Below are 20,170 nucleotides of genomic sequence, written 5' to 3' on the forward strand. Positions count from 1 at the left end.
AAAACCATTAGAGGTTGGAATTGATTTTCTCAATTGCCGCGGAAATCTGTGTTTGAATGGATGCTTCTGGCTCGGAAAGAAGCGGCGTGATCGGACCCGTCTGGGCGATTCCGGCCAGTTCCGTCGCACGATGCAAAATAGTGATCGGGCCCAAATCATCTCGTAGCTGTTCCAACGGAAGGAACTTTTCACGGATCGATTCTGCTTCGTCCCACTGCTTCGCTTGAATCGCCTTCAGCAGGGCAGTCGAAAGCTCAGGGTAAACACACCCACATCCGGTCGTGAAGCCACCCAGGCCAAAGTCTTGCATGTGAACGATCGCCGGCTGATCGCCCAAACCACTTAAAATCAGCGTCGGGTCAATGTTGTTGACCAGACCGCGAAGGTAATCGTCTTTCGTGTAATCGTCTCGGACGACAGCGTACTTGATGGCCGACACGCACCCGTCGTTAACCAATGCCGTGGCATCCTCGACTGTCATCACTCCGCCGTATTTCAGGTACAGAACAATCGGCTTGCCAAACTTTTCAACAACGTTTCGGATCCCTGTTGCCAACCCGGCCGATGTCAACACGTCGCGTTGAGGAAGGACCATTGCCGTGGGAAATGCGAAATCGTTGAGGATGTCGATCTGATCGAGCATCGTTCCGTACGCAGGACCAATCGCCGGAATCACAAGGGTTTGCTCGGCGGCCGTTTCGCTGATCAGCTGAAGGGCTTCGCGATACTCCTTGAGCGTCAAATGATAGAAGATCGCGTTGCCACCATACAGCAATGTCGAAATTCCGCCTTGTTCGATGTGGCGGATAATCTTCTCATTTTCCTGCTGGTTCAGCTGACCATTGTCAGAGCGAGCCAACGAAGGGACAGCCCAAACCGATTGAGCGATCGTTTCTGCAGTCAGTGGTTTTGTATCCATATCCTGATGGCATTCCTCGAAGGTTGAATCTTAATGAATGGGCGGATCAGCGGTCTCTTCGCCGTGATGTAGGAAATCGAAATCGCATCCTGCATCCGCCTGGGTAACGTGTTTAAGAAACATGGCTCCGTAACCACGTTTGTATTTTGCCGGGGGAGGCGTCCATTCGGCACGCCGCCGATCGAGTTCATCGTCGTCGACAAGCAAGTTCAGTTCACGCCGATCAATGCTAAGCTCGATCGTATCGCCATTTTTCACGAGTGCTAAAGGACCACCGACGGCGGCTTCGGGGGCAACATGAAGCACGCACGTTCCGTAACTCGTTCCGCTCATCCGAGCATCCGAGATCCGCACGAGATCGCGTACCCCTTGCTTCAGAAGATGATCCGGAATCGGCAACATGCCCCACTCCGGAAACCCAGGACCACCATGCGGCCCGGCGTTTCTTAAGATCAAAACCGAGTCGGCAGTGATGCCTGTCGCAGGATCGTTGAGTTTGGCTTTTAAATCTTCGTAGGTGTCGAACACGACCGCAGGCCCACGATGGTTGAGCAGCCGAGGCGATGCAGCCGTCGGCTTAATGATACAACCAGACGGCGAAAGATTCCCTCGCAGCACGAACGTACCGCCGGTCGGAGAGACCGCATTGTCGATCGAACGAATGATGTCGTCGTCGATGACTTCGGCTTTCTCGATATTCTCGCCCAGCGAAAAACCGTTGACGGTCTTACAGCTGCCGTCGATGTGTGATCCCAATTGATTCAGCAAAGCAGGCAAGCCGCCGGCGTCGAAGAAGTCTTCCATCAGAAACTTGCCGGCCGGTCGGACATTGGCGAGAACTGGAGTCGTTCGGGAAAGCTCGTCAAAGCGTTCCAACGTCAGTTCGATTCCTGCTCGGCGAGCCATCGCGATAATATGAACGATCGCATTGGTCGACCCGCCGATCGCCATGCTGGTAACAATGGCGTTATCAAAGGACTTATCTGTCAACACGTCAGACGGACGAAGTTCTTCTTGGGCCAATTCGACAGCTCGGCGACCAGAGGCGACAGCCAATCGCGAGTGCTCCGAGATAACGGCTGGAACCGACGACGCGCCTGGTAGTGTCAGTCCCATCGACTCGGCAATCGATGCCATGGTCGAAGCGGTCCCCATGGTCATGCATGTTCCTGCCGAACGCGCGATACAGTTTTCGATTTCTCCCCATGCTTCGTCGCAAAGATTACCAGCGCGACGTTCGTCCCAGTATTTCCATGCGTCGCTACCGCTGCCGAGCGTCTGGTCTTTCCAACGCGCTTTCAGCATAGGACCAGCGGGCAGAAAGATAACCGGCCGGTCCGCCGAGATCGCCCCCATGATCATCGCAGGCACGGTCTTATCGCAGCCCCCCATCAACACAGCGGCATCGATCGGATGGCATCGCAGGACTTCTTCGGTCTCCATTGCCAGCATATTGCGATAAAGCATCGTCGTCGGCTTCATCATCATTTCGCCGAGCGACATTACCGGGACTTCGACCGGAAAACCGCCCATTTGCCAGATGCCACGTTTTACTTCTTTAACCCGTTCAGGGAAGTGCGAATGGCACGTGTTCAGATCGCTCCACGTATTGAGAATGGCAACGACCGGTTTCCCTCGAAAATCGGCGTCGTCATAACCCATTCCCTTCAGACGAGAACGATGGCCAAAGCCGCGCAACGTGTCGGGATCGAACCAGCGACCACTGTGATATTTCGGATCTTCGTTGGATGGAGACGACATGGCAAACTGAGTGAAAGGAAGCGGAATCGACCGATTGAATCGACCAGTGCGGTGTTAAGCGAATGGAAAGAACATAGCAAAAACCAGGGTTGCCAGGAACGACACCACCCCCATGATCGTCAACAGAACGGTAAACGTTTTCAGCGTCTCTTTTTCCGTAAACCCGCTCATTCGGCTGATGACCCAGAATCCGCTGTCATTCATCCAGGGCAACGGCTTCGATCCACAGCCAATGGCCAGAGCCAGGTAGACCGGATGGAATGGCAATCCAATCTGCGTTGCGACAGGAACCACAATTCCAATCGCAGTGATCATAGCCACCGTCGCGGACCCTTGAATCACGCGGATGGATGCCGTGATGAGAAATGCGGTCACCAACAAACCGATGCCGCCGACCGACTCCGGTAACGACTGAGCGATAACGGTACCGATGTTCGTCTGGCGAATCATTTCTCCGAAGGCGCCGCCGGCACAAGTGATCAAGACCACCACGCCCCCTTCGCTGAGGGCTTTCTGAACCGTTTTGCCCAATCCATTCCACGAAATGTCAGGCCTTCCAATCACCGTTGCAAGTGCCAAGATCGCGCCGATCGAGATCGCGATGTTTTTGTCGCCCAGGAAACCAATCGCCCAGTCGGCTGGGCCACTCAGCGACGCGACGTCGACCGACTGGCTCACTGTTTTCATGGCTAGTAAAAAAATGGGTACAACGATCGGCAAGATCGAAACAAAGAAGCCCGGCAATTGTTTTTCGTCAATTTCGGTGGGTTGTTCCGACGCCTCGATAGCCTCAAAACGAAGTGGGATCTGCCAGGTTCGATTGGCCCAAATCATGTACAGATAGCCAGCGATCACGCCCCAAATACCAACGCCGACCCCACCGACAATCATCGCTCCGATGTTGACATTCAATTCCGCAGCGACGAACAGCGGGCCAGGGGTGGGCGGAACAAGCGAATGAGCCAACGTCCCGCCGACGACAATCGAAAGAACGTATTTCAAATAGTCGCGGCCTGTCCGTTTGGCCATCGCCTGGGCTAACGGCAACATGAGAAAGAAAACGGTATCGAAGAACACCGGAATCGCGAGCACGAAACTGCTAATCACGAACGCCAGCGCCGTCCAGCGTTCGCCCAATGCCGACCGAATCGAGCAAACAATCCGCTCGGCAGCACCACTGGTCATCAAACCTTGACCGATAATCGAGGCCATCGCAATCAAGATACCAATTTTGGTGAATGTTCCCCCCAACGCATTAGTGACTCGATTGATGGCGCTGCTGTCGGCCAGCTTTTCCGCCGATTGATAGGCAGCTTGCGGGATCAGTTCACCATCTGTCCATGACGTTTCACTGGAAACATCTGGGGGCAAATAGGCCGTGGTAGACGCATCGTTCGTTTCAAAGCGATCGATCCGAACCTCGGAGGTTTCGCCTTTCGCACGCTTGATGACAAAGTCTCCGGCCTTTGCAGGGAACTCCTCGCCAATTTGGGTCAGGGCAAGCTGACCATCTCGCGATTCGCTGATTATTGCTGTGGCATCATGCAAGACGCTTTGAGAAATTGAAATCGACGACGTTGCAGCCGCGACCGCCAACGCTCCGAAGAACAGAGCGAGAAACGCGTGCAGCCTTAAAAAAAGGACGCCGCACAGGACGATCAACATTCCCAGGATTATCGCGAACATAGCAGAATGTGCGCAACCGCAAACGGTTGGAGAGAGAAGGGGCAATTGGAAGGAGTCATGGGGGCTTTAGCGAAAGCCTGGTAGTGGGGAAGGCTTTCACTAGCATTCAGCGACACAATGCACCAGGCAATCCGAAACTGAATGGACCATTCGCAGGTAACTATTCGTTAGCAGAGGGTACCAACATTTGGCCGCGCGAACGTTCAAAAAGAGTATCAGAAGTCTCCACCTCAAGCAATGCGTTGGTGGGGTAACGTTCCGTTTGAAATGAAAGCGACCGCCATCTTTTTTGCCCTCATTCGGTGGTATTTTTATAAGATAGCGCAGGATGACTGTGTGACAGATTTCACCGTCAAAGGGGTATGCGGTTCGTTAAGCTTTACGATCCGTTGAATAAGGCCCTAGTTTGCGGTACTCCCTCGGTGGTCTGAAGATGCGATTGCTTACAACTTGATGGATCGACTTCTCAAAACTCGATGAACACGATGCCCGAATCCCAGACTGACGATGGCGAGCCTGCCGCGAGTGCTGAACGGAGGAATTCCAATCGCACCACCGTGACGTGGCTTCGTTATGCTCAATGGGTGGCTGTCGCGGTAGGAGTCGTCTGCATTGTCGTTATTTTTCGGGCATTGCCAACGAAGGAGTTGCTTTCTGGCCTTCAAGACTGGATTGTCTCGTTGGGTGTCTGGGGCCCAGTTGTTCTGACACTTACTTACATCGTAGCCACAGTTCTCATGGTGCCAGGCACGATACTTACCCTCGTTGCAGGCGCCTTGTATGGTTTAACCGTTGGGACGGTCGTTGTTTCGATTGGTGCGACCGTCGGTGCTTCACTTTGCTTTTTGATCGGCAGGTACGCCGTTCGTGAAAGGATCGCCAATTGGGCGAAACGCTATCCACGCTTTGATGCCATCGACCGAGCGATCGGCGAAGGAGGCTGGAAAGTGGTTGCCCTGCTGCGACTTTCTCCTGCGATCCCGTTTAATGTCCAGAATTACCTGTACGGTTTGACACGGATTCGCTTTTGGCCCTTTGCAATTGCCAGCTGGCTTGCGATGTTACCGGGCACGTTTCTGTATGTCTATCTAGGTCATGTCACGCAAGCCGCACTGACATCGGACCGTGGACGTTCCGTGGGCGAATGGATCTTGCTTGCGGTTGGTTTGATCGCGACATTAGTCGTAAGTGTCTACATTGCCCGACTTGCCCGCAGCAAAATCACGCAAGAGGTTTCCACATCTTCCGCGTCAGATGAGGTCGAACAGGACCCGCCGGAAGATGAACCCCAGGAAGCTTCCTTTTCAAGCCAGGTCGTTCGTACCCTTGCATTGGTCGTGGTGGCGGGAATCCTTGTCGTTCTTGCCATCAATTCGCATCATTTCGATACTTGGTTAGCCCCTTATCTTCCGTAGGCATAGTGCCGTTGGAGACCTTCATGGTCGGACCTGAGACATCCAGTTTCTTTCCAAACCCGGTAATCGAGCGGCTTCCTCAGACCAGTCCTGCGGACGAAGCTAATCAGAAGCTTGTCGATAATGTGCATCCGACCGATTGGAAGAATCCAACTCCTTCGGGACGTTACAACTTGGTGGTCATCGGTGCCGGAACGGCTGGATTGGTCACCGCGGCGGGCGCAGCAGGCCTGGGGGCGAAAGTTGCATTAATCGAACGGGACCTGATGGGAGGCGATTGCTTAAACGTCGGCTGCGTCCCATCCAAGGCAATCATCAGTGCCGCGCGATCCGCCGCTGCGATTCGGCGAAGTGAAAACTTCGGCGTGAAATCCAACGCAGAAATTGCCGTCGACTTCGCCGCGATTATGCAACGAATGCGTAAGCTAAGGGCGTCGATCAGCGTCAACGATTCCGCAAGTCGCTTTCGGAGTCTTGGGGTCGACGTCTTTCTTGGAGACGCACGGTTCCTCGATTCCGATACAATTGAAGTTGGAGAGCAACGTCTCAAATTTAAGCGGGCCGTGATTGCGACAGGGGCTCGTGCGGCTGCTCCTTCCATCCCTGGCTTGGAAGATGCTCCGTATCTCACCAACGAGACGCTATTTTCGTTGACCGACTTGCCGGCCCGCCTAGGTGTTATCGGTGCAGGCCCTATCGGCTGCGAGATGGCTCAAGCGTTCGCGAATCTAGGATCGCACGTAACCCTTTTCGATCGCTCGGCTCATATTCTTTCGCGCGAAGATGTAGACGCAAGCAACGTCGTGGCACAGGCCATGCGACGCGATGGCGTCGATATCCGTAGCAATGCGTCCCAACTACGAATCACATCTCAGGATGGCACAGCCATTCAATGGCATGAAGGTGGAGAGGACCATCAGACATCGGTCGATCACCTTCTAATCGCCGCCGGTCGTCAGCCCAACGTGGAAGGGCTGAATTTAGATGCCGTGGGTGTCGTGTTTAACGATCGAGGAATCGAAGTCAACGAGCGACTGCAAACCACCAATCGAAGAATTTTCGCGGCTGGAGATATTTGCTCGCCACTGAAATTTACCCATGCGGCTGACTTCATGGCTCGAACGGTCATTCAGAACACGCTATTCTTCGGCAGGAAGAAATGGACCGATCTCGTCATTCCTTGGTGCACGTATACTTCACCTGAAATCGCCCACGTGGGAATCACGGAAGCGGAGGCCGACCAGCAGGGCATCTCGCTTCATACGATCACACAGTCGATGGAAGAAAATGATCGGGCCATTTTGGAAAGCGAAACCGAGGGCTTTGTTAAAGTCCACCTGAAAAAGGGGAGCGACAAGATTCTCGGTGCGACCATCGTTGCCCCCAACGCCGGCGACATGATCTCCGAGATAACGCTGGCAATGACGCATAAAATTGGTCTCGGCAAGATCGCCAGTTCGATTCACCCTTATCCGACCCAAGCCGAAGCGATCCGCAAAGCAGGCGATCAGTATAATCGCACTCGCTTGACGCCATTCGTGAAGTCCATGTTTGATCGCTGGCTGAAGTGGATTCGCTGACTGCTATCCGTTCGCCACCCGACTAGCCATTTACATTTCGCACATTTTTGAAATTCCGCCATGTCGACAAGCCATACGATTCCCAGTGACCAAGCCGTTTCGGAACGATATGCCGGAGCGGCACAGCAAAGAGAGGCCGCCCTTTGCTGTCCAGTGCAGTACGACACTAAGTTGCTGGAGGTCATTCCCGAGGAGGTCATCGAACGGGACTATGGTTGTGGCGATCCAACGCCGTTCGTTCGCCCCGGCGACACGGTGCTTGACCTTGGCAGTGGCGGCGGCAAGCTTTGTTTTATTGCGGCACAGATGGTAGGTGCCAGTGGCAAAGTAATCGGGGTAGATTGCAATCCCGAGATGCTGGCATTGGCTCGGAAGCATGCGCCGACCGTTTCCCAGCGGATTGGTTATCGTAACATCGAGTTTCGTAATGGCATGATCCAGGACCTGCGACTCGACTTAGATCGCCTAGAGAAAGTTCTGGCCGATCAACCTGTCGCCGATCTAAATACCTACCATGCCCTGCGGAATGCCTCGGAACAAATTCGCGAAGAACATCCTCTCGTCAAAGATAATTCGGTCGACTGCATTCTTTCCAACTGCGTGCTGAACCTGGTGCGTCAGCCAGATCGTCGCGCCCTGTTTTCGGAGATGTACCGCGTCCTTCGCCCTGGCGGACGACTAGCGATCAGCGACATCGTTAGTGACGAATCGGTTCCGGACGAGCTGCAACGCGATCCAGCATTGTGGTCAGGTTGCATCAGTGGAGCTTTTCGTGAAGACACGTTTCTGAAAGCCTTCCTTCAGGCTGGCTTTCATGGCATTGAAATCGTCAAGCGAGAAGCCACACCGTGGCAAACGGTCGAGGGAATCGAGTTTCGTTCCATTACGGTCATGGCCTACAAGGGAAAAGATGGCCCTTGCTTAGAGCGGAATCAGGCAGTTGTCTACCGCGGTCCTTTCTCGAAGGTAACCGATGATGACGGCCACACCTATTTCCGCGGCGAGCGGATGGCGGTTTGCGATAAAACGTTCCACCTACTGCAATCGGAACCATACGCGGGACGATTCGATACGATCGAACCAATCAATGAGATCCCAGTTGAAGAAGCGAAGCCGTTTGCCTGTAAAACGAGTGCTCGCCGCCATCCTCGCGAGTCGAAAGGGATGGACTACGACGCGACGACCGAAGCACGCGCGGACTGCGCCGACGATTGCTGTTAAATCGCAACCATCATCAATATTTCGGCCAAATTGAATTTCAAATTTCCACGAGACACATCGCCATGCAACTCTCCTTGCTCCGACGCCAAAGCACATTAGCCAAAGCAGAAGCACAGCGTAACGTGTTGCAGGGGAATCAGATTCCTAACTTGCCTCAGTTCGATGAACACCTTTCCGACAGCCAGCTACCCCAACTGCAAGCATCAGGAATTGAAGTGCTTCAGGTTAACGTCGGCAAGCTTTGCAATCAGACATGCACCCACTGTCATGTTGATGCTGGCCCTGACCGGCGCGAGGCGATGTCGCGAGAGACGGCGGAGGCGGTTATTGACGCGGTGAAAACGTTCCGCATACCTACGCTCGACATCACCGGTGGGGCCCCGGAAATGAATCCGCAGTTTCGTTGGCTCGTCCAACAGGCCCATGCCCTGAATTGCCGCGTGATCGATCGTTGCAATCTGACGATCTTAATGGCCAACGGTTTTCAGGACCTGCCGGAATTCCTTGCTCAACATCGCGTCGAAGTCGTCGCGTCGCTGCCATGCTATCTGGAAGAGAACTGTGACAGCCAGCGTGGGGATGGTGTCTTCCAGCGTTCCATTGATGCCCTGCGACGACTAAACGATCTTGGGTATGGGCACCTCGATAGCGGATTAAGTTTGACGTTGGTTTATAACCCAGTCGGTCCATCGCTACCACCGAAGCAAGCCGATTTAGAAGCAGCCTATCGCAAAGAACTTGCGGCTCGATATGGAGTGGTCTTCAATCAGTTGCACACGATTACGAACCTGCCAATTAGTCGATTCCTGGATGACCTGCTCCAATCAGAACAGTACGAATCGTACATGCAAAAGCTTGTCGAGAGCTTCAATCCGCAAACCGTTTCCTATGTGATGTGCCGCACGATGCTTTCCGTTGATTGGCAAGGCAATCTATTTGATTGCGATTTCAATCAAATGCTGGAGCTACCCGTTCAGTCAAAATCACGTCGTATTGAAGACCTAACGTGGAAAGATGTCGCGGAACGGACCATCGCCACCGGTCGGCACTGTTTCGGGTGCACGGCCGGTAATGGATCGAGCTGCCAGGGAGCGGTCGTATCATGAAGACACACGTCATGGTCTTCACCCGTTACCCGGTTGCAGGAACGACAAAGACAAGACTCATTCCAGCTATTGGTCCCGAGAAAGCCGCGAAGCTACAGCAAAACCTCACGTCGCATACGCTCGAAGCCGTTCGCAAGTTTGCTCACGATACACAAGCAATACCGGAAGTCCATTTTTCTGACGGCGACAAGGACCTCATGCGTCGTATGTTCGGGGATGGCATTACTTATTTGCCGCAAACTGGCGGGAGTCTAGGCGAACGGCTGACATCTGCGTTCGAGGCGGCCTTTCAAGCCGGCGCAGATCGCGTGATCGTGATTGGTTCCGATTGTCCAAGACTCGATTCGGCGACATTAGCTAAAGCGGATGCCCTGCTGGAAAAAGCAGACATGGTGATCGGTCCTGCTGAGGATGGGGGATATTATCTGCTTGGTTTGAAGGCCCCGCGGCCTGAACTTTTCCAGGCAATTCCCTGGGGTGGTGCGGACGTTTTGTCAGCCACACTCCAAGCTGCCAAACAGCTGCAACTAACCACCCAGCAGCTTCCCGCGTTACCCGATGTCGACTATCCGGAAGACCTGATTCAATGTCGGGCCTGGCCAGAATTGGTTGCAAACGTTCTACCAGAAATCGTCCCAGGTCGGTTGTCGGTGATCATTCCGGCACTGAACGAATCAGAGCGAATCGCGTCGACGATTCGTACCATTCGAGATAGGTGCGTCGATCCGCACAACGTGGAAATCATCGTTTCCGATGGTGGAAGTAACGATGATACCTGTGAGAAAGCTCGGCAAGAGTTCGCCCTCGTTGTCAATTCCAGGGCAGGACGGGGTGTTCAGATGAATACCGGAGCCGTCAACGCCAGCGGCGACACGCTTTTGTTTCTTCACGCCGACGCACAGTTGCCTAGCCGATTTGATGAAGTCATTCGTCAGTCGATTGACGATACGCGTATTGCCGGAGCGTTTCGTCTAAAAATTGACGGCGATGGCTGGGGTTTGAAAATGATATCTCATATGGCCAACCTGCGATCCCGTGTTTTCCAGCGTCCTTATGGAGACCAAGGGTTGTTTCTTAAAGCTAAGACATTCTACGAGCTTGGAGGATTTCGCAATTGGCCGCTGATGGAAGACTTTGAATTGGTGCAGCGGCTTCGCAAAAAGGGAAAGATCGATCTGTCTAGATTGCCGATGACCGTTTCCGCGCGAAGGTGGCAGCGACGGGGAATTGTCCAGACGACCTGCTTGAATCAACTGATCATCCTGGCGTGGCGGCTTGGGGTATCTCCGGAACGACTTGCTGCGTGGTATCGTCGCCAACCGGCGACCAACTGACCGTCATTGTTTGCGGGAATGAATTCCTGAATGTCACCCAACGTCGAAATGATCGTGCGACTCTCGTTCTTCCTGGGAGTCTTGCTGGCGATGACCCTCTGGGAAGTACTTTCTCCGCGGCGGACGCTTTCGGTCCGAAAGTCTCCACGTTGGCTAAGTAACTTGGGATTGATTGTCGTTAACACGATTGCGGTTCGACTGCTGGTACCGATCACTGCCGTTGCGACCGCCATGTTTGCCGAATCGCGGCAATGGGGAATCCTTTATCTCTTGGATTGGCCCGTATGGATGGAAGTAATTTTGGCAATCCTGGCCTTCGACTTCGCGATCTACTTGCAGCATGTCATGTTTCACGCAGTGCCGGCATTGTGGCGATTGCATAAAGTCCATCACGCCGATCTCGACTTCGACGTCACGACTGGACTCCGTTTCCATACGCTAGAAATCGCACTTTCCGCGATCATCAAGTGTGGTGTTGTCGTCCTGCTCGGGGCTCCGGCAATTGCGGTCGTTTTGTTTGAAGTCCTGCTGAACGCATCGTCCATGTTCAATCACAGCAATGTCGCCATTGCCAAGCCGATCGATCAAGTCTTGCGATGGTTTATCGTCACACCCGACATGCATCGCGTTCACCATTCGGTGATTCGCCGTGAAACCAACAGCAACTTCGGCTTCAACTTGCCATGGTGGGATTTTCTGCTGGGAACCTATCGAGATCAACCGCAGAAAGGGCACCTTCAAATGACGATCGGCGTACCGGAAGAGCGGGACGAAAACCGTGTCGATCGCCTGCCAGGCATGTTGCTGTTGCCCTGGAACTACGTACAAGAGGAAGACCAGGCTGAAGCAGCTTCGACAATGGACGAATGACGCCGGAATCGGCAACCATGGGCTGAATTCATCCGGCTTTTGCTTTTCGTCTACGCGAGATCTGCCTCGGGTTCTGGTGTTGGAATCGGCGGGCGATTCATCAGCATGTCGTAGCAGACCTCATCGAAGACAATGTGATAATAAAGATACTGGCTCGGGTTCGAAAAAAACGCACTATTGTTGTAGTGTCCTCGATTACTTACCTCTTGCATAAAAAAGTCGAGGTCAATCTGGGCTTGAGGGTCTTCCGCATAGAGCTGCTTCATACACCACAGCAAAAGCGAGTCCGATCCGAAGGAATTGAGCGCCGTAATGGTCGTTTTCAAGTCACCGAATAAGGTGATCGTCGTCACGATCAGCAACACAATGTTCGTAGGCCCCAAGAGCTGAAAAGAATGCTTTTTGTTTTCTTCCAGTACTGCTTTGCTTAACTGCTCGTGATCTTCCGGTTTCGAGGCACGAATCTGATTCAAGTGCTTTAGAAACTGCTTGCGATCAAAACGATCGACAATCTCGTACGACAATAAGTCATGTCCCATCGTCATCCGATTCTTCAGCGCAACGTCGGTATTTTCCAGGCGATAGTCACCGTCAATGCCATTTAGCCGCTGATGAGAGTTCTCCGCGGCCGCTGCCTGCGAACCAAGAATGTGGCGATACAAAAGCGGTTCGATCTGTACGTGCCGCATCAACAGCTCGGCCGCGTCGTACGTCGCTACATATTTGAGTCCCCATGTCATAACCCAATCGATCAAATAGGCCTCGAAGCCAAGGGGGAATCGATGAAAGACAAACTTCAACGGAAAGCTTATCGTTCGCTGAAAAAAATAGCTAAACACGATCACCGGTCGCAATAGATGGAAATCCCAGCGATTCCTTTCCCGCGCGAAGACACCGTTCACATAGTCTGTGATGTAGGGAAACTGATTCATGGTGCGTGCCTTATCGTCTTTCCAGTCGAACCAAGACCCCATGTTTGGGCGTCATCGTTAAATTCGCGGCCATTTCATGTCGGTTGGATTTGTCCAAGATACCGTTAAATCGTCTAGCGAGCAGGGCCAACACGACTACCAACTCCATCATTGCTAGATGAACTCCGATACAAACTCTCGGTCCGCCACCAAAGGGAACGTAGGCATACGACGAACGTTTGTTCTCCTCGTGATCTGGAAGAAAACGCTGCGGATCAAACTGCTGGGCATTCTTCCAAAACTGCGCGTGGCGATGCAGCGAATATCGGCTGAATACAACAACCGAACCTTGCGGAATCTTCTCGCCACCCAGTTCAACATCTTCGACCGCGTTTCGATTCTCGAACCAAAACGGAGGGTGCAAGCGAATCGTTTCCTCGATAATCATCCGCGTGTACACCAATTTCGGCAGATGCTCCAGCTTTAACGGGCCAGACCCAAGGACAGCGTCTAACTCGGCATGCAGTTTCGCACGAACATCGGGGTGCCGATCGAGCTCGTACCAGGCCCACGTCAGCGCCGCCGATGACGTTTCATGCCCACCAATGATCATTCCAAGGGCCTCTTCCGCGATCTCTTGGTCTGACATCGACTGGCCAGTTTCTTCATCCCGAGCGGCAAGTAGTCGTCCAATTAAATCGGAGTCGCCATTTTGCGTTCGACGCTGCTCGATCATTTCTCTTAGGAACGTGTGGAACTCGCCCAGGCAGGCTTTGAGCTCACGATTGATTCGTGACGGAAACCAAAAACTACGCACGATCGGCAATGGAGGTTTCGCGCTGTACGTATTGATGACGTGGGTCCAGTGACTGATTTTATCGGCGACTTGATCAAACGAATCATGAAACAAGGCCCGACCGGCAATCTGAAGCGTGACATGATTCATCTGCTCGGCCACATCAAACACTTCCTTCCGATCGCAAAACGAATTCCAACGCTGCTCCATCTGCTCAGCAGAGTCAACCATCAAGTCGAAATACCGCTGAACGGCCTGATGTCCGAACAGCGGTTGCATCCGTTTTCGTTGCCGCTGCCATCGCTCTCCCTCTGCAACGACTAAACCATTGCCAAACGCGTTACGGAAACGATCGTAAATCACACTGTTCTTGTCGAACGACTTATTCGTCTCTTGCAGAACCTGTTTGACTAACGCTGGATGGTTTACGAGATAAAAACTAAACAATCCCCGATAATGGACAAAGTCGCCAAATTCGTTCACTAATCGATCGAAGAACATCGCTCGATTTCCAGCGAGCCGCCATTGCCGATACATGTATCGCGGGCGTGCTAACTTGCCGGTGAAAGAGGAAGCTGGATTTTCGGGTGAACTCGGATTCATCGGCGATACCTACGAAGGTAAATGCGAGCGACCGGGACGCCATAACCGACGCATTCCCCGAAACGTCCAGTCGACCGGCTTGAGAAGCACCAACAAAACGATCAATAGCGTTGGCATATAGACTGGTGCTTTGCAAAAGACTTCACGTTGATCGGAATGGGATTCATCCAACAGATAGTGGCCTGTCGTTGCCGGCATCAATTGCATCTTCCACCAGTCCCGCAGCGATCCGACTCGTTTAATTGACGGGTAAATTTCCATTTCCTTCGCCAGGTAGTCGCAATACGGAAACATCTCGACCGGGTAAATCGTTTCCAAATCTACTTTGGCAAACCGCTGGGCATTTTCCTTTTGGACAGCCGAATGCCGATTCTCAATGTCGTTCGGTCTCGCAACACGTCCACTGAGAAGTCGTGCAATGAAAATGGCCTGAATCTCGCTGATCGAGGGAATATTGCCAATCACCGGTCGAGCAAATCCAACCAGGAAAAGATCGGGGTACTGCGTATGAATAAAACCCAAGTAGAAATCTTTAAGCGAGCATTGCCCGCCGGTGACTTCGGAAAGCGTCGAATGATAACCGACGGCCGGAATCACTTTGGTAGGAGAGACGTCCACGTCTTTCGCTGAGTCAAACTCGTAAAAGCGAGTCATCGTGTTGTCTGTGGGCTCGCCGACAATGCGAATACGCCCCCGGGCAACTCCTTCCAAGAAGTCGTCGCTTTTGTTGTGGAACATATTGAACAGCTCGTCTTTGGCCCCCTTCGTAAGACGATGAGCCCATTGTTTACGCAACGATTGAATCGAATCCTCGATATTCGACGCTTGCGAATGCTTCGCCGGAAACCAACGCTCGAATCGTTCCTGATGCAGCATGCGTGCTTCCACAAATCGCTGCCCAATCCAGTTTCGCAAGACAGGATGCACCGACAACATCAGTCGATTTCGCAGAAAGTCGGAGGGCACCCCGCGGATCGGATGGTATCGAGGACTGACCCGAATCCCAGTTCGCAGCGAAAGGAATACCTCGTTCTGTAGCTCATCGCGAGAGAGCCGGGCTGCGTAGTCGACCGCCGATTCGCCGCCACCAAAGACCACGATGCGTTCGTTACGAATGGTCGATACTCCATCGCAGCCATTCAGCTCTTGGGGAGATAGTATCGGGACCGGGGCGTTGAGTTCCTTCGATTTCGCTGTAAGTCCGGTACAAATTACGACGGCGTCAAAGTGCTCGACCTCAGTTTCGTTTTCGGTGGTGGCTGCCGTGCGTCGGAAGGATATTTGCCAACCGCTATTGTGTTCGTCACGCTGCATTTTGGTCACCAGATGTCCCATCTTGATATGGTCACGCAGGCCAAATGCATCCGCGAAGCGGTTTAGGTACTCTCCGTATTCTCCATTGCGGAAGAACTCGACTCGGCTTTCTCCACCATCTTCGTCGACGCAAGCATCTCGTTCTGGGAAACAACAAAACTGCGTCGTGAACTTGGTCGACGTCGATACAAAACCATCGTACGGATTCCCCCACACCCCAGTGATTCGATCCGACTTTTCGAAGCAGACGATCTCCCTGCCGGTAAGCTCGTCGAGAGCATACTTCAGCATGATCAATCCACTGCTGCCGCAACCAATGATCGCCAATCGTTTTGCGCCGGATTGCTTCGTCGCTGCTGCGTCCATTATCGTTTCACGGCCGTTAAGCTGACCAAGACAAAGTTGAACTGCCCTGACTCGGGGATGAACAGAAGCAACCGGTCTCCTGATTGAATGGCGTGCTCACGAATAAATTCATCCAGCATCACGTAGATGCTTGCCGCTCCGGTATTTCCGGCCGTTGCCAGATTCGTCCAATAGGGGAGCGCCTTGTTTGGATCCGAGGAACACTTCTGCATGATCTTCTCCATCTTCCTCCGAAAGAAATAGGAAGACATATGCGGAAGCGCCATGCGGTAGGAATCCAACGTCTCGTTGTTCCGTTGTAACGCGGACTCGACAAACCGTTCGGCGAACTTGTACAGATGCCGCGTCAAAATATTGACATCCTGGCTTAACAACCGATTCGAATTGTCGAGTTTCATGCAAAGGGGAGCTTCATGGGCAAACGATAATGAGTGCGTCCAATCGACTCGGAACGACAACCCTTCCTCGCGTGGCTGATCTTCCAGTAGAAACGTTCCGGCCCCGTCAGAAAGCATGTATCTGAGAAACACCGACATGAACCACTGGCTGTTTCGGATATCGGCGTGATCCTTGCGATCATCGATTGGGCAGATCGCCGACGATTTCAAGATCTCGGAAGCATGCTCGGCCCCAACGGCGATGGCGGCTTGATGCTCTCCTTGCTTAACGGCACGCACGGCGGCAACAAGTGCGGCGGCCGCCGATGTGCAGATACCACCGTGAGAGCTGATTTCCAGAGGATGATTTATCAGTCCATGTTGCTGCAGGCGACTATGAACGATGGACGCGGCACCGGGCCCGGAAAACGGTGCATAGGTCGTCCCGACGGAAAGAAATGAAGGGGGAACCCGCGCAGATCGGGTCGCTAGACATCGGGTGACCGATTGTGTCGCCAAATCATAAACGTCGTGGGTCGCTTGCTGCTGCTCATTCAACGCGTAATGGCGCGACACGATCCCATTCATTCGCAGGACGCTTGTGGCGACGTCTGCTTCTCCGTCAAGATGCCCCAAGAAGTCGTTGATTCGTTCGTTAGGAATCGGGTCGCCTGGCAGAAACGATCCTGTGGCGGTGATAAAGCAGTCCATATCGTTTTCCCTGACGATTTTCTCGGGAATCGCAATGTTTCAGTCTCGTAGAGCACTTGTCCAGCAAAAGGATGTTGCTCACCTAAGATGGCGAAAAATGCACTCGCTAAGGGCAGTTAAAAACCGCCCTGGCACGAATGGGAGATTCTTTTTTCGATTCCCTCTAAGTACCCAACTCCGCCACACTTACCCAAACAGGGCTGGTTTAGGGGACCGGTCACGGCGATCGTTTTGGGAATTTAGCAGGAAATCGATTGTCAAGGAACTAAATATGTTATCCTGGATGGTCCATCCCCGCCCCACCTGACTCCATGCCTACCTTTCGCCCTCGGCCCTCTTTAGAGATGTGCCAGGGTCTCGCTGATTCCAATGGCCTGTTGTTCTATGTCCTGTTTATCGTGTCGTTTACGGCTCTGGATACTTGTACTGTGCTTGATGGTCACATTGCCATTGCCACTCCGCCAAGTTTCGGCCGAAACGAATGCCGCTTCGTCTGGCCCCGCTCAGCAGGGTTCGCTTTCGTCGGAAGACCATCCGCCGAGCCTCTTGGAACTCAAACGCACCGGGCTGGAACGTTCACGGTTCAAAGACGTCGGTCAGAAGATTCAGCCGCATGCCCAAGGGGATAAACCACCAGAAGCCAATCTGGCCGACTTCCAGGAGAAAGTGAAACCGCTGCTGGAACAGTATTGCGTGGACTGTCATGGCCCTGATTCCGAGGAAGGCAATTTCCAGCTTTCGCGTTTGGATCCCGATCTATTGCGGGGCGAAGATACTGATTGGTGGGAAGAAGTCTTTTCTGTCGTAACCAAAGGCGAAATGCCTCCGCCTGATCAAGTAGAGATGGGGGACGAAGATCGACAGACGGTCGTCAATTGGCTTTCCCATGAGTTGGAGGCGGCTTCGATCTTACGCCGGCAATCAGGCTCACACTCAGCGTTTCGTCGGTTGACGCGTTACGAATACAACTACGCCCTGCAAGATCTGCTGGGGCTGCCTTGGGACTTTGCCAAAGACTTGCCCCCAGAACCGCAGTCGGAAGAAGGATTTCAAAATAGCTCTGAGCTACTCCATCTTTCGGTCTCGCAGTTTGAAACATATCACCGCCTGGCCCGAGAGGCATTGGATCGGGCGACTGTCTCTGGAAAGCGCCCCGAGACGTTGTACTGGGGAATCTCGATGGAAGCGGCGGCTCAAAGAGAGTGGGCCAAGCAAGATCAACAAATCGCCAAAGCAAAGAAAGAGCTTTCCGATTCGCCAGAAGAACTGGAAAAGGAACTGGCCAAATTGCATGATACGTTCCATCAGCCCCATGGAACCGCTTACTACAAGAACCTGGGCACCGGCCGCACGGCCAGAGCGGAATGGGCCTATCCAGGCGCACGCTACGCCTTTGCCCCCAGTCAGGCCAAACCGGAATTCCCTTCCCAACAAGAGACCGTTGCCGTTTTACCGGTCGCGCGTCGTCAAAATCTGATCGTCGAACTAGGCAACCGCTTGCCAGACGAAGGGACAATGCGTGTCACCGTCAGGGCATCTCGCGTCAACACCGACAGTCCCACCTATCCAAGCCTTCAGCTGCTGTTCGGTTGGCAAGCAAGCAATGAAGGACGAGCTCTTCTTCGCGTCAGCGACGAAGATGTCCCAATCACCGCTGGCCCAGACAATCCGCAGATCGTCCAGTGGGACGTTCCACTCAGCGAGATCTATCCGCGGAATTCGGTTCGCAAGACGTCTTCAATGGGCGCGATCCCGAGCCCTTCCGAATACATCCGTATCGCCAACAGCGCGGCTTCGACCAACGATGTCCAGATCGACTTCGTTCAAGTCGAAGCGCCCGTGTACGATCAATGGCCTCCGAAATCTCACAAGAGCATCTTCTTCGACCACGAATCGTCGCACGATGAATCGGCCTATGCGAAAGAGCTTCTGACGCGATTCATGACGCGTGCCTGGCGGCGGCCTCCCACCGACGAGGAAATCGACCGAAAGCTAACGCTCTATACCCATATGCGACCTGAGTGCGAGACGTTTGAAGAGGCGATTCTGGAAGTTCTCGCTACGGTACTTTCCTCGCCTCAGTTTTTATACGTCGCCAATTTCCCCAACCCCAATCCTTCCGGCAAGACAGAAGCGAAAGAGGAAGCGTTGGCTACCAACAAGACAGACGCTTATCGCCTGGCGACTCGACTTTCGTTATTTCTCTGGAGCAGCGTTCCTGACGAACCATTGCTTCGTTTGGCCGAGAGCGGCGAGCTATCCAACGCAGACGTCCTGGCCGAGCAAGTCGAACGCATGCTTAACGATCCTCGCAGCAAACGGCTTTCGCAGAACTTCGTGCATCAGTGGCTAAATCTGGAACTTCTCGAGTTTGTGAACTTTGCAAGGAACGTTCCCAGTTTCGATCCTCTCTTGAAAGAGGCAATGCAGCACGAACCGGTCGCATTGTTTGGCGAGGTATTGCAGCAAAATGCGAGTGTTTTAGATTTCCTGCATTCGGACTACACCATGGTCAACGAACGACTCGCCAAGCATTACGGTATCGGCGGGGTCACGGGAAACCATTTTCGTCGGGTGCAGTTTGACCCTGCGTTGCCGCGTGGAGGGCTGTTAACCCAGCCGGGCGTGATGGCCATGAATTCCGACTGGCCAGACTCTCATCCTTTGAAACGAGCCATTTGGCTGCTTGAATGTTTGCTTGCCGACCCGCCACCACCTCCACCTCCGGCGGTTCCACAAATTGATTTAGCCGATCCAGAAATCGCCAAGATGACTCTCAAGGAACGTATCGAAGATCATAGAAATCATGCCGCGTGTAAGTCGTGCCATGTGAAAATCGATCCGTGGGGTATCGCCTTCGAGAATTTCGATGCCTTGGGAAAGTGGCGGGAAAAGATTCGCGGTAAAGATGTCGATGCATCCAGCGAGCTATTCAACGGTGAAACGCTCGACGGCATTGACGGCCTCAAACGCTTCCTGCTTGAAAATCGACAAGACCAATTCGTCCATGCCATGGTTCACAAACTGACTACCTATGCGTTGGGACGCCCCCTCGGATTCGAGGATCGGGCCGACATCGAAATGATAACGGCCAATGTTCGCCAAGAAGGAGACGGCTTGCGAACGCTGATTCACTCCATCGTCCAAAGTGATTTGTTTCAGTCCGAATAATCGCCAAGCGAAAAGCCTGACACCGCGGA

Annotated in this window: 14 protein-coding genes; 7 read left to right on the plus strand and 7 right to left on the minus strand. The window is 53.2% G+C overall.

What is annotated here, in order from left to right; translation table 11 throughout:
- Positions 1 to 7 precede the first annotated feature (7 nt).
- The 3 genes from LA756_RS04865 to LA756_RS04875 are packed head-to-tail and all read right to left on the minus strand — an operon-like array spanning position 8 to position 4,345.
- Positions 8 to 919 carry a dihydrodipicolinate synthase family protein gene (locus LA756_RS04865; RefSeq protein ID WP_224438751.1) on the minus strand — a complete coding sequence of 304 codons (912 nt, stop codon included), beginning with the start codon at positions 917 to 919 and terminating at the stop codon, positions 8 to 10.
- Between the two features lie 30 nt (positions 920 to 949).
- Positions 950 to 2,680 carry an L-arabinonate dehydratase gene (gene araD / locus LA756_RS04870; RefSeq protein WP_224438752.1) on the minus strand — a complete coding sequence of 577 codons (1,731 nt, stop codon included), beginning with the start codon at positions 2,678 to 2,680 and terminating at the stop codon, positions 950 to 952.
- Positions 2,681 to 2,734: 54 nt separating this feature from the next.
- The gene (locus LA756_RS04875; RefSeq protein ID WP_224438753.1) at positions 2,735 to 4,345 is read right to left on the minus strand and encodes a GntP family permease; all 1,611 of its coding nucleotides are present in this window, start codon (positions 4,343 to 4,345) and stop codon (positions 2,735 to 2,737) included.
- 506 nt (positions 4,346 to 4,851) lie between these two features.
- Here LA756_RS04875 and LA756_RS04880 point away from each other — a divergent pair.
- From LA756_RS04880 to LA756_RS04905, 6 genes are all read left to right on the plus strand, one after another.
- A complete protein-coding gene (locus tag LA756_RS04880; RefSeq protein ID WP_224438754.1) occupies positions 4,852 to 5,781 on the plus strand; it encodes a TVP38/TMEM64 family protein in 930 nt (309 codons plus the stop codon).
- 23 nt (positions 5,782 to 5,804) lie between these two features.
- The gene (locus LA756_RS04885) at positions 5,805 to 7,361 is read left to right on the plus strand and encodes a mercuric reductase (protein ID WP_224438755.1); all 1,557 of its coding nucleotides are present in this window, start codon (positions 5,805 to 5,807) and stop codon (positions 7,359 to 7,361) included.
- A 60-nt stretch (positions 7,362 to 7,421) separates the two neighbouring features.
- Positions 7,422 to 8,582, plus strand: coding sequence for a methyltransferase domain-containing protein (locus tag LA756_RS04890; protein WP_224438756.1), 1,161 nt, complete (start codon positions 7,422 to 7,424; stop codon positions 8,580 to 8,582).
- A gap of 62 nt (positions 8,583 to 8,644) precedes the next feature.
- Positions 8,645 to 9,688: an arsenosugar biosynthesis radical SAM (seleno)protein ArsS gene (gene arsS, locus LA756_RS04895; RefSeq protein WP_224438757.1), complete on the plus strand. Its 1,044-nt coding sequence runs from the start codon at positions 8,645 to 8,647 to the stop codon at positions 9,686 to 9,688.
- A complete protein-coding gene (locus LA756_RS04900; protein ID WP_224438758.1) occupies positions 9,685 to 11,022 on the plus strand; it encodes a TIGR04283 family arsenosugar biosynthesis glycosyltransferase in 1,338 nt (445 codons plus the stop codon). The genes arsS and LA756_RS04900 overlap by 4 nt, the downstream gene beginning before the upstream one ends.
- Positions 11,023 to 11,052: 30 nt before the next feature.
- Positions 11,053 to 11,892, plus strand: a complete 840-nt coding sequence (locus tag LA756_RS04905; protein ID WP_224438759.1) for a sterol desaturase family protein — start codon at positions 11,053 to 11,055, stop codon at positions 11,890 to 11,892.
- 50 nt (positions 11,893 to 11,942) lie between these two features.
- Here the strand turns inward: LA756_RS04905 and LA756_RS04910 are convergent, their stop codons facing one another.
- The 4 genes from LA756_RS04910 to LA756_RS04925 are packed head-to-tail and all read right to left on the minus strand — an operon-like array spanning position 11,943 to position 16,970.
- Positions 11,943 to 12,824, minus strand: coding sequence for a hypothetical protein (locus LA756_RS04910; RefSeq protein ID WP_224438760.1), 882 nt, complete (start codon positions 12,822 to 12,824; stop codon positions 11,943 to 11,945).
- Positions 12,825 to 12,834: 10 nt separating this feature from the next.
- Positions 12,835 to 14,202 carry a cytochrome P450 gene (locus LA756_RS04915; protein WP_224438761.1) on the minus strand — a complete coding sequence of 456 codons (1,368 nt, stop codon included), beginning with the start codon at positions 14,200 to 14,202 and terminating at the stop codon, positions 12,835 to 12,837.
- Positions 14,203 to 14,211: 9 nt separating this feature from the next.
- Entirely contained in the window at positions 14,212 to 15,882 is a 1,671-nt protein-coding gene (locus LA756_RS04920) for a hypothetical protein (RefSeq protein ID WP_224438762.1), read from the minus strand.
- Complete coding sequence (locus LA756_RS04925) at positions 15,882 to 16,970, minus strand: 3-oxoacyl-[acyl-carrier-protein] synthase III C-terminal domain-containing protein (RefSeq protein ID WP_224438763.1); 1,089 nt, start codon at positions 16,968 to 16,970, stop codon at positions 15,882 to 15,884. The genes LA756_RS04920 and LA756_RS04925 overlap by 1 nt, the downstream gene beginning before the upstream one ends.
- Positions 16,971 to 17,405: 435 nt before the next feature.
- Here LA756_RS04925 and LA756_RS04930 point away from each other — a divergent pair, with 435 nt between their 5' ends.
- Positions 17,406 to 20,141 (plus strand): DUF1592 domain-containing protein, encoded by a 2,736-nt coding sequence (locus LA756_RS04930; RefSeq protein ID WP_224438764.1) that lies wholly within the window; start codon positions 17,406 to 17,408, stop codon positions 20,139 to 20,141.
- Positions 20,142 to 20,170: the final 29 nt, after the last annotated feature.

Source organism: Bremerella sp. TYQ1 (genome assembly GCF_020150455.1).
Lineage (GTDB): Bacteria > Planctomycetota > Planctomycetia > Pirellulales > Pirellulaceae > Bremerella > Bremerella volcania_A.

Bases quoted from the DNA above. Each gene is read 5' to 3' on its own strand.
- LA756_RS04865 (WP_224438751.1), bottom strand. From the start codon at position 919: ATGGATACAAAACCACTGACTGCAGAAACGATCGCTCAATCGGTTTGG.
- araD (WP_224438752.1), bottom strand. From the start codon at position 2,680: ATGTCGTCTCCATCCAACGAAGATCCGAAATATCACAGTGGTCGCTGG.
- LA756_RS04875 (WP_224438753.1), bottom strand. From the start codon at position 4,345: ATGTTGATCGTCCTGTGCGGCGTCCTTTTTTTAAGGCTGCACGCGTTT.
- LA756_RS04880 (WP_224438754.1), top strand. From the start codon at position 4,852: ATGCCCGAATCCCAGACTGACGATGGCGAGCCTGCCGCGAGTGCTGAA.
- LA756_RS04885 (WP_224438755.1), top strand. From the start codon at position 5,805: ATGGTCGGACCTGAGACATCCAGTTTCTTTCCAAACCCGGTAATCGAG.
- LA756_RS04890 (WP_224438756.1), top strand. From the start codon at position 7,422: ATGTCGACAAGCCATACGATTCCCAGTGACCAAGCCGTTTCGGAACGA.
- arsS (WP_224438757.1), top strand. From the start codon at position 8,645: ATGCAACTCTCCTTGCTCCGACGCCAAAGCACATTAGCCAAAGCAGAA.
- LA756_RS04900 (WP_224438758.1), top strand. From the start codon at position 9,685: ATGAAGACACACGTCATGGTCTTCACCCGTTACCCGGTTGCAGGAACG.
- LA756_RS04905 (WP_224438759.1), top strand. From the start codon at position 11,053: ATGTCACCCAACGTCGAAATGATCGTGCGACTCTCGTTCTTCCTGGGA.
- LA756_RS04910 (WP_224438760.1), bottom strand. From the start codon at position 12,824: ATGAATCAGTTTCCCTACATCACAGACTATGTGAACGGTGTCTTCGCG.
- LA756_RS04915 (WP_224438761.1), bottom strand. From the start codon at position 14,202: ATGAATCCGAGTTCACCCGAAAATCCAGCTTCCTCTTTCACCGGCAAG.
- LA756_RS04920 (WP_224438762.1), bottom strand. From the start codon at position 15,882: ATGGACGCAGCAGCGACGAAGCAATCCGGCGCAAAACGATTGGCGATC.
- LA756_RS04925 (WP_224438763.1), bottom strand. From the start codon at position 16,970: ATGGACTGCTTTATCACCGCCACAGGATCGTTTCTGCCAGGCGACCCG.
- LA756_RS04930 (WP_224438764.1), top strand. From the start codon at position 17,406: ATGGTCACATTGCCATTGCCACTCCGCCAAGTTTCGGCCGAAACGAAT.